The sequence below is a fragment of the Terriglobales bacterium genome, assembly GCA_035764005.1.
Lineage (GTDB): Bacteria > Acidobacteriota > Terriglobia > Terriglobales > Acidobacteriaceae > Gp1-AA112.
On sequence record DASTZZ010000033.1, the window covers coordinates 62312 to 71868 of the forward strand.

The 9557-nt window shown below is 58.4% G+C and carries 9 protein-coding genes; 8 read left to right on the forward strand and 1 reads right to left on the reverse strand.

The annotated features are described in order from the left end of the window. Positions 1–217 precede the first annotated feature (217 nt). From VFU50_06470 to VFU50_06485, 4 genes are all read left to right on the forward strand, one after another. The gene (locus VFU50_06470; GenBank protein HEU5232485.1) at positions 218–943 is read left to right on the forward strand and encodes an ABC transporter ATP-binding protein; all 726 of its coding nucleotides are present in this window, start codon (positions 218–220) and stop codon (positions 941–943) included. A gap of 113 nt (positions 944–1056) precedes the next feature. Further along, positions 1057–2100, forward strand: coding sequence for a lipopolysaccharide heptosyltransferase I (gene waaC / locus VFU50_06475; protein HEU5232486.1), 1044 nt, complete (start codon positions 1057–1059; stop codon positions 2098–2100). After that, on the forward strand, positions 2097–2651 hold the full coding sequence (locus VFU50_06480; protein ID HEU5232487.1) for an isoprenylcysteine carboxylmethyltransferase family protein: 555 nt from the start codon (positions 2097–2099) through the stop codon (positions 2649–2651). Before waaC ends, VFU50_06480 begins: the two co-directional genes overlap by 4 nt. 92 nt (positions 2652–2743) lie before the next feature. Further along, the gene (locus tag VFU50_06485) at positions 2744–3517 is read left to right on the forward strand and encodes a DUF3108 domain-containing protein (protein HEU5232488.1); all 774 of its coding nucleotides are present in this window, start codon (positions 2744–2746) and stop codon (positions 3515–3517) included. Positions 3518–3628: 111 nt separating this feature from the next. Here the strand turns inward: VFU50_06485 and VFU50_06490 are convergent, their stop codons facing one another. Further along, positions 3629–4777 carry a Re/Si-specific NAD(P)(+) transhydrogenase subunit alpha gene (locus tag VFU50_06490; GenBank protein ID HEU5232489.1) on the reverse strand — a complete coding sequence of 383 codons (1149 nt, stop codon included), beginning with the start codon at positions 4775–4777 and terminating at the stop codon, positions 3629–3631. Positions 4778–5102: 325 nt separating this feature from the next. On the opposite strand from VFU50_06490, the gene VFU50_06495 reads away from it, so the two are divergent. From VFU50_06495 to VFU50_06510, 4 genes are all read left to right on the forward strand, one after another. Next, on the forward strand, positions 5103–6497 hold the full coding sequence (locus VFU50_06495) for a phospholipase D-like domain-containing protein (protein HEU5232490.1): 1395 nt from the start codon (positions 5103–5105) through the stop codon (positions 6495–6497). Beyond that, complete coding sequence (locus tag VFU50_06500) at positions 6497–7234, forward strand: endonuclease/exonuclease/phosphatase family protein (GenBank protein ID HEU5232491.1); 738 nt, start codon at positions 6497–6499, stop codon at positions 7232–7234. The genes VFU50_06495 and VFU50_06500 overlap by 1 nt, the downstream gene beginning before the upstream one ends. Positions 7235–7447: 213 nt before the next feature. Continuing rightward, complete coding sequence (locus tag VFU50_06505) at positions 7448–8788, forward strand: BON domain-containing protein (GenBank protein ID HEU5232492.1); 1341 nt, start codon at positions 7448–7450, stop codon at positions 8786–8788. A gap of 233 nt (positions 8789–9021) precedes the next feature. Next, complete coding sequence (locus tag VFU50_06510) at positions 9022–9387, forward strand: 2Fe-2S iron-sulfur cluster-binding protein (GenBank protein HEU5232493.1); 366 nt, start codon at positions 9022–9024, stop codon at positions 9385–9387. The last annotated feature ends 170 nt before the right edge of the window (positions 9388–9557 follow it).

Genomic DNA, 9557 nt, shown 5'->3' on the forward strand with positions numbered 1-9557 from the left:
TCCTTGAGTAAGCCTTACGAATACGTAAGCCTTACGAACGCACCAAAGTTCGAGTGTTAAGGTCGCAGAGGATGTTTCTAGTAACTGTCCCCAATTTGAAACGTCTATAGCCTGACAGGGGTGTTTTCGTCCAATATTGGGGAACCAGGTTTTTGGTCTTCCCGTAACTGACATGCAGGAGACCGGAATGGCGACGCAAATGGCAGAACTGACGACGATGGAACCGATTAGCACTCGGCCTGCAACCTCCACCATCATCAAAGTAGACGATCTGTGGAAGACCTACGACATGGGTTCTGAACAGCAGGTCCACGCGTTGCGCGGGGTCAACATCGACATCAAGCGCAACGAATACGTCGCCATCATGGGTCCTTCCGGTTCCGGGAAATCGACGCTGATGAATCTGATCGGCTGTCTCGATAGTCCCAGCAAAGGGCAATACTGGCTGAACGGACACCTCGTCAGCGAGCTCGACGACGACGAGCTTGCCCGAATCAGGAATAAAGAAATCGGATTCGTCTTCCAGACCTTCAACTTGCTGGCTCGCGCGACGGCGCTGCACAACGTCGAGCTGCCGCTGATCTACAACGGAACGCATTCGGAAGAGCGGATTCGCCGCGCGAAGGAAGCGCTGCGCAAAGTCGATCTTGAATCGCGGATGATGCACAAGCCCAACGAGCTCTCCGGAGGTCAGCGCCAGAGAGTCGCGATCGCACGCGCGCTGGTGAACAATCCTTCCATCATCCTTGCCGACGAGCCCACGGGAAACCTCGATTCCCAAACTGGAAACGAGATCATGGCTCTTTTCGATCACCTGCACTCGCAGGGCAACACGATCGTTCTGGTCACCCATGAGCACGACATAGCCGAGTACGCGCATCGCGTAATCTACATCCGCGACGGCGTGATCGCCGACGACCGCAAGACGGGCCGTAAGGTCTAGCGGGTCGGTTCAGGCGGCATTCATCTCGTTCAGCTCCGAGTTCATGGCGACATAAGCTCAGTCGCTGTCGTGAGACAATGCCGGGTGCACTTCTTCGTCGGGGCTCTTTGCCAATGAGAGTCCTCATTGTTCGCCTCAGCGCAATGGGCGACATTATTCATGCCATGCCGGCGGTCGCTGGACTGCGCCGCGCGTTTCCCGATCTGGAAATCGACTGGGCCATCGAAGAGCGTTGGGCGCCGCTGATGACCTCTCTGCAGACAACTCCTTCGGCGCTCTCGCCGGAGCAACCGCTGGCCAACGTCGTACATAAAGTCCACATGCGACGCTGGCGAAAATCGCCGCTTTCTTCTTCAACGGTTTCCGAACTGCGGGAGCTGCGATCGTCGCTGCGAATGATTCACTACGATCATGTGATCGACTTGCAAGGAGCGATCCGCTCCGCTCTGGTGGCGCGAGCTACGGGCGCAAAAGTGATTGCAGGAGCAGCCGACCCGCGCGAGCTTCCCGCGCGCTGGTTCTATAACGTGAAGGCTCACACGCCGGCCAGGCACGTGGTCGATCAGGCTGCCGAGATCGTCTCAGCGGCAGTGGGCATAACCATCCCTCCCGAGCCGCCGCCATTTCCAATTTCGTCCGAAGCGGAAGGCTGGACCGATCGGCTGCTCGCCGATCTATCGCCTCGGTTCGCACTCATCAACCCTGGAGCAGGGTGGGGAGCCAAGTGCTGGCCTGCTGAGCGTTACTCGGCGCTCGTGCGCATGCTGGGGAAGCACGGGGTCCAGTCGCTGGTCAACGCAGGGCCGGGCGAATTGGACCTCGCCAAAGCGGTATCCGGTGGAGACGAGTCGCTCGCGCGCACTGTGGAGTGTTCGATTCCTCAGTTGATCGCGCTCACCCGAAGAGCGGCGCTTTCCCTCGGTGGGGATACGGGACCGGTACACCTGGCTTCGGCGTTGGGAATTCCAGTCGTGGCCATCTTTGGTCCCACTGATCCGGCCCGCAATGGTCCTTATGGCGGAAGATACAAAGTGCTGCGTAGTCCGCAGAGTAAACGCGACCACTCCCGACATCGTGAGCCCGAGGCGGGGCTGCTGAACATCACGGTCGAACAGGTGATGGAAGCGGCGCTCAGCCTGCTGGGAGTCACGACATGAGCTCACAACGGGGATGGCAGCGCGTCGCCCGCCGCATTCGTGTGCCGCTCGGCTTTGCGTTCGCGGTGATTTATCTGTGGCTGGCGCATCCGAGCATTCTCACGATTGTGGTCGGATGCATTGTCGTGACTGCCGGACTGGCCGTGCGCGCTGTCGCCTCAGGTCAGCTCAAAAAGAACGAGGCTCTGGCAATCTCAGGTCCGTACAGCTATACGCGCAATCCTCTCTACCTCGGCTCGATCTTGATTGCCGTTGGATTTGCGATCGCTGCTCGCTCGGCATGGATATGGCTAGTGCTGCTCGTCTTCTTTGTTGCTATCTACGTACCGGTAATCCGCAGCGAAGAAGCCTTCCTGCGTTCGAAGTTTCCCGATTTTGAACTCTATGCCCGGCGCGTCCCGCGCATTCTGCCTCGCTGGTCGGGAGAAAGCGTTACATCCCAGTTTTCGCGAGAGCTCTATCTGAAACATCGCGAGTACAATGCTCTGATAGGAGCCGCACTGATCATGCTGGCCATCGCTGTGAAAATGCTGATGGTGAGAAACGCCTGAGAGGAAAATTCCAGTCTGGCACAGAGGCGCTTCTGCGGCGCGGCTCGCTGCAATTCATCACCGGAACTCTGTTCCTGATCTCAGCTCTCGCCCTGGCATGGCAGGCACCGCAATCGGCCAAGCCGTCGCCGAGCAGCTCGGCTCCCGATCCCGCTCCAGTCGTCGACTCCAAAGTGAATCCGCCAATCGCGGACTATCGCTATCCTGAAGGACAAACATTCACCTATGGTGTCGATTGGCGTCTGCTGACGGCGGGAACCACAGTGGTCCATTTCGATACGGTGAATGGAGAGCGCCACGTCGTGGTGACGGCCGACTCAACCGGAGCGGTCGCGCTTCTGTATCACGTCCACGACAAGCTGGAAACGTTCTTCAATCCGCAGTCCAACTGCGCGCTGCAACTGATCAAGCACACCGAGGAAGGCTTTCGCCGGGTGGAGACCAGCGTGCGCTACGACTACCATGCGGCGAAGGCCATCCTTGACGAGCGCAATATCCGCGCCAAAAATCAGAAGCACGAAGAAAACGACATCCCGCCGTGCGTCACCAACACCGTTTCCGCCGCGCTGTATGTAGGCTCGCAGCCGCTGCAGCAAGGAACAAAATTCAGATTCCCCAGCAGCGACGGAGGCAAAGCTGCCGACATCGAAGTGACCGTCGAAGGCCGAGAGAAAGTAAAGACTCCGTCAGGCTCCTACAGCACGATTCGCGTCAGCGCAGAGGCCCTCAACGGGCCGCAAAAAGGAAAAGGTAAAGTGTGGATCTGGTACTCCGACGATCAAAAGCGCATGGCGGTGCAGATGCGCCTGCGCGCCTTCTGGGGCACGATCGTATTTCACCTCGCGCAGATCCGCAGCGGCGCTTGAGCGCTCGCGCCCCGTCAGACTTGCTGCACGATATGCTGCAAACCAACTTGTAACGAATCCAAGTTTCGCATCGCGTGACAAGCCGCGCACCTGCAGAGCTCGTAAGATTGCTTATCGACCGACCGGCTCACCCAACAACGACGCCACACGCGAATTCACTACCTGTCCCTGGTGCGTCACGCACGAAGGTCCAACCACGTCGTCGCTCATGTTGATGTTTAGCTGGCCGTCTTTGCTGAGCAATTGCAGAAACGCAGCCATGTTGCGCGAAAACAATTGACTGGCGTGGAAGGGAACTGTCGCTGCCAGATTCAGCGGAGCGAGAATCGTGACTCCGTTTTCCGTGACTACGGTCTCATCCGGCCGGCTTAACGTGACGTTGCCTCCAGTCGGCGCTGCAAGATCGACGATCACCGAGCCGCGCTTCATCGCCAGCACGGCTTCATCGTTCATCATCAGGGGAGCGCGTCTTCCGGGAACAGCGGCAGTGGTGATGATTACGTCGGCATTGCGGGCGTGCTTGGCAATCAGATCGCGTCCGCGCTGCAGCGCTTCTGGAGTGAGTTCCTTCGCGTAACCGCCGGCATCTTCGGTCGCAATTCCACCAAGATCGACTTCGAGAAAGGTACCGCCCAGTGATTTCACCTGCTCGCCTGCAGCAGCGCGCACATCGTATGCTTCGACGATCGCACCAAGACGCTTCGCGGTTGCGATTGCCTGCAGTCCAGCGACTCCAGCGCCGAGCACGAGAACCTTTGCCGGCACGATGGTGCCGGCCGCCGTCATCAGCATCGGGAACATGCGCGGAAGCTGAGTAGCGGCAATCAACACCGCCTTGTATCCGAGAATCGTGGCCATAGAAGAGAGCGCGTCCATGGCCTGTGCGCGCGTAATGCGGGGAATCAACTCAACCGCGAAGGTCGTGAGCTTCAATCCAATTGCGGGTTCGAGCGCGGTGGGTTCGTCCAGGGGACGCAGAAATCCAAGCACGACCGATCCCGGTCGCATCGCGGCCATATACGAAGGACTCGGACGCTGCACGCACACCAGCACGTCTGCAGCAGGAAGCAACTGCGTGCGATCGGTCGTGACCTTCGCGCCGGCAGCTTCGTAATCGCGATCGTTGATTCCTGCAGCTTCTCCCGCTCCAGCCTCGATCCATACCTCGTTTTTGGCCGCAGCCAGTTTCTTCACCGACTCCGGAACCAGGGCTACACGGGCTTCTCCCGGCAGCGTTTCACGTAAAACGGCTACTCGCATCTGGCAGCATCTCCCATGTGTTCTGCTCGACAGTGTAGCGAAAAAACGAAAATCTCATCGTGGAGAAATGAGCTGATGCAGAAAAGAGGGAAAAAAGATTAAACACAGAGGACACGGAGGACGCAGAGGAAAATCAACTTCGAGAAACTGTGAGCACGTTGCAGAGTTGGCCGGAGCCAATCGATACGGGCACGAATTCGTTCAAAGTCCTGGATTCTTGCTCATCGATAGACCATCGGGCCCTCGGAAGTGAGTCGTGAAGCTCCTCTGTTACCTCCGTGTCCTCCGTGTTCAATGTTTTTCACTGGTCCAGCGAAATGAGCCCGTGGCGTACGTCCCTACTCTGGACGGCATCAAACCACGCATGTCACTGCCGGCGGCCAATCCAGCTACTCCGCATCCGCGCAGCTTCAAAGTGCACAGAGGACGCCGGGGCTTTCATCGACATCACCACATGAGCACACTCGGAGTCGTTGTTCTCATCGTTGCGATTGCATGGGCGCTGATTGTCTTACTTCAGCCGGCGCCGAAATATCATCTGGGTCAAACTCCCGACGGATCCGTCGATTCCGACGAATTTGCCCGCCAGCTCGAGGCCATCACTGACACCAAGCTGCAGCACGCCGGGCCGATCGACGTGCTCGCGAATGGCGACAATTTTTACAAGGCGGAGCTCGAAGCCATTCATTCCGCCAGGAGCAACATCAATCTGGAAGCGTACATATTTCATCGTGGGCGAGTAGCTCAGCAGTTTCTCGACGCTCTCACCGAGCGCGCGCGCTCAGGCGTGCAGGTGCGCGTGGTGGTCGATGCACTCGGCAGCTTCAGCACTCCCAAGGGATATTTCAAGGAACTCACCGACGCCGGCGGCAAGATGGAGTGGTATCACCCCCTGCGCTGGAACAACTGGACGCGCGTGAATAACCGCACGCATCGCGAGATGCTGATCGTCGATGGCGAAGTGGGATTCATCGGGGGGGCTGGTATCGACGATCAATGGCTGTTTCCCCAAAAGAAACTGCCGCCATGGCGCGATACCGTCTGCCGTGTGCACGGCGAAGCCGTCGAAGGTCTGCAGAGCGTGTTCCTCGAAAACTGGCTTAATTCTTCTGGAGAGATTCTCGCGGGAGCAGAATACTTTCCTGTCCCGCCACAAAATGGAAATGCTCGCGCGCTGGTGATCGATAGCACTCCGTCGTTCGGCGGGTCAACGCGCGCCCACATTCTCTATCAGGCGCTGATTCGGTCGGCAAAGAAATCCATTTACATCACCACACCATATTTTCTGCCCGACAGCTCCATTCGCGGGGAGATGCTACGCGCCATCAAAGATCGCAAAGTGGACATCAAGATCATCGCTCCGGGCCGCAAAAGCGATCACGCCATGACACGCAATTCCAGCCGCGCCCTCTATGGCGATCTGCTGCAAGCCGGAGCAAACATATTCGAATACACCCCGACGATGATTCACGCCAAGATCATGATCGTCGATGGACTCTGGGCAGTAGTCGGGTCAACCAATTTCGACAATCGCTCGTTCGGCATCAACGACGAAGTGAATCTTGCCGCGCGCGATCCGGGCCTGGCTGCCCGGCTCACATCCGATTTCGAAAACGATCTTACTCAGAGTCGCAGGGTGACGTATCAGGATTGGAAACGACGCCCACTTTGGGAACGAGTCTTTGAGAGCGTAGGCTGGTTCTTTCAGCGGCAGCAATAATGGCGAGCACGATCCGCCTGGTCACCTACAACATTCATAAATGCCGAGGCTGGGATCGCCGCGTCTCGCCCGAGCGCATCGCGCGCGTGCTTGCGGCGCTTGATGCCGACTGCATCGCACTGCAGGAAGTTGTGGACGGCTCTCCCATTGGACGATCGAATCAAGCGCGCGAGCTTTGCGACGCGCTCGGACATCAATACAAGCTCGTCTTCGGACGCAATCGCGATCTGCGCGGCGCGGATTATGGCAACGCGACGCTGACGCATCTTCCGGTCGCTCGGAGCGAGAATTACAACATCACCTGGAAGCATCGCGAGCCACGCGGATGCCTGCGCACAGATCTTCGTCTCGCCAGCGGCGCCTTGCTGCACGTCTTCAATGTTCATCTCGGTACCAGCTACCTGGAACGTCGCGCGCAGGGTCCTTTACTGCTGAGCGATCGCATGCTCAATCACGCGGCTCACACGGGACCGCGCGTTATCCTCGGAGATTTCAATGAATGGACGCGCGGCCTCACATCCGAGCTGATGGTGAAGCAGTTTCGCAAGATCCATTTGCGCCAGCATCAACGCAAGCGCGGCAGCTTCCCCGGCCCTCTGCCCGTTCTGGAACTCGATCACATTTATTACGACGAGAAGTTGGAACTGGCCCGTTTTGAACTCGTGCGAACGCGCCTGTCGCTGGTCGCCTCTGACCACCTTCCATTGCTCGCAGAGTTCAAAATCAAAAGCGGTTGAACACGGAGGACACGAAGGTCACGAAGTCAGAACAACAGAACCGGACCCACCTCTGTGTCCTCCGTGACCTCCGTATTCAATGGCTCATGCCCGGCTGTTGGCCGAATGCCGAGTGCCGATTGCCGATTGCCTCTTTTCCACCCAACCAGTTCTGCTCCTTGCGCATCACCCTACAGGTAGAGGTGTGCAGGAACACGGAGCAGGAGAGATTCCATGAAAAAAATGAACTTAATTCTTGTATTCGCGCTGGCGGCAGTGCTCGTGCCATTCGCGATCGCGCAGGATACAAATTCACAGAACTCGTCGACGGCAGCGACTACGCAAAACGCGAACAGTTCTTCGGCAGTGTCGTCCGAATCGGGTAGCCAGGACGCCAGTCTCACCCAGCAGCTTCAGAGCAAATTCAGCCAGGATCCGGCATTCGTGAACGTACAGGCATCGGTCACGAACGGTACCGCACTCATCACCGGAACTGTCGCCTCTAAGGCCGACGAGAAGCGCGCGAAAGATGTGGCGAAATCAATCTCCGGCGTGAAGCACGTCAAGGATCAGCTCACAGTGAATCCCAGCACGGGAGCCTCGGCCAGCAAGAACAACAACCAGCAGGACGTCAGCACCGGCGGATCTGTGTCGTCTCCTCGAACTCAGAGCATGTCGATGCCAGGCGCAACCAACCCGACCAACGGCGAGACTAGCGCGACCAGCACAAATCCGAACAGCCAGGCTTCGTCCGTAACGGGTTCGACCACAAGTTCGGGCGCAATGGCTTCGCAAAGTACAGCCAATCCGCAGAGCGCGAGCCAGACGCCCGCTACATCTCAGGCTTCAACAAGCACTACAAACCCGGCTGCATCAGCTACAGGAACGCCTGGCATACAAACCACCGCTCCAAACGCAAGCACGCAAGCCTCGAGCAGCGCAGCGACTGGCGAGAACGCTTCAAGCCTGCCGCAGAGCAACGCCTCCGGCGAAGCCAATATGGCTGGGCAAACCTCCACGGGCGCACCGTCGGCAACCAGCACGCCCAGCACTACAGGCGGCGTAGCCGGCACAGCAACTGCCCCAGCCCCGAGCACCGCTCAGTCCACCACGCCCACGCAGTCAACCCAGCCCAGCGCAATCGGCGCAAACGCAGGCGCTCCTGCAGCGACCAGCATGGCGACGACCGGCGTCGGCATTAACGACAGCGCAACGCTGCAGAGCCAAATACAAAACGCGCTGCAGAACGAACCCACGCTGCACAACGATTCACTCAGCGTGAACGTAACCGACAACACCATCGAGCTAGGCGGCGCGGTACAAACCGGCAAGGAAAAACAAACCGCGCACCGCATAGCAAGTTCGTTCGCCGGCAATCGTCGCGTGAAAGACCGCGTTACCGTGAGCGGACATGGCACGGAATCGAGCAACCCGAACTCAAGCACGCTCGGTGGCAATCCGGCGAGCAACAGCTCGAACCCGCAGACGAACCAGAACAATCCGGCAAACAACTCGCAAAATCCAAGCGCGAAAAATCCCGCAGCGAACGGAGACGCTTCGGCCAATCCGCGTTGACAGAACCGGCGCCGGCAGGCAGGGTCCCTGGCAATCGCCGCTGTTGCGATTGCTGGGGTACTAAGGGGTGGCGCAGTCGCGTGTTTTGCGGCTGCGCCTTCTCGGGCTGCAAACCATTCGTCGGATCCGGAGCTGGCCACGCGGCCGTCTCCGGCCCACCGGCTACCGCTGCCGGTTCCGTTTCGCATGGTCGCCAAATTGACTGCACATCTCACAGCCGCTAGCTTCGCTACATGAGCCCAGCCCGCACGCACCACATCAAGCTCCATCTGCGCGACGGCTCAATACGGGAACTCGATGTCGCAGAAGATCAGCACATTTGGGACGCAGCCCACGACGCAGGAATTGAACTACCGTCGATCTGCCATCAGGGCCGCTGCCTCACCTGCGCAGGGCGCCTGCTCAACCCCGGCGACTTCGACGCAAGCGATGCAGTAGCCTATTTCCCTGAAGATCGAACAGCCGGATTCATTCTCCTCTGCACCGCCTGTCCCCGTTCCGATTTGGAAATCCAAACACACCAGCAGTTCGCCATGCGCGAACATCGCCGCGCACTGGGACTGCCGGCGCCGTATTCGGGAGTGAGCGATGCTGGGTGATCCACGCTGGGCCTGGAGCACGCGACGATCTAGAAGCATCAATCACTACAATTGACGTCAAGACGGTGAAATATGGACATAAAACCGATCAAGAATGAAGAGAATTACAACGATGCTCTCCGCCGCATCGAAGAACTTTGGGGAGCCCCTATCGGCAGCAAAGAAGGCGA

Excerpts from the sequence above, each read along its gene's own strand:
- VFU50_06510 (HEU5232493.1), top strand. The coding sequence starts at position 9,022 with ATGAGCCCAGCCCGCACGCACCACATCAAGCTCCATCTGCGCGACGGC.
- waaC (HEU5232486.1), top strand. The coding sequence starts at position 1,057 with ATGAGAGTCCTCATTGTTCGCCTCAGCGCAATGGGCGACATTATTCAT.
- VFU50_06500 (HEU5232491.1), top strand. The coding sequence starts at position 6,497 with ATGGCGAGCACGATCCGCCTGGTCACCTACAACATTCATAAATGCCGA.
- VFU50_06480 (HEU5232487.1), top strand. The coding sequence starts at position 2,097 with ATGAGCTCACAACGGGGATGGCAGCGCGTCGCCCGCCGCATTCGTGTG.
- VFU50_06490 (HEU5232489.1), bottom strand. The coding sequence starts at position 4,777 with ATGCGAGTAGCCGTTTTACGTGAAACGCTGCCGGGAGAAGCCCGTGTA.
- VFU50_06505 (HEU5232492.1), top strand. The coding sequence starts at position 7,448 with ATGAAAAAAATGAACTTAATTCTTGTATTCGCGCTGGCGGCAGTGCTC.
- VFU50_06470 (HEU5232485.1), top strand. The coding sequence starts at position 218 with ATGGAACCGATTAGCACTCGGCCTGCAACCTCCACCATCATCAAAGTA.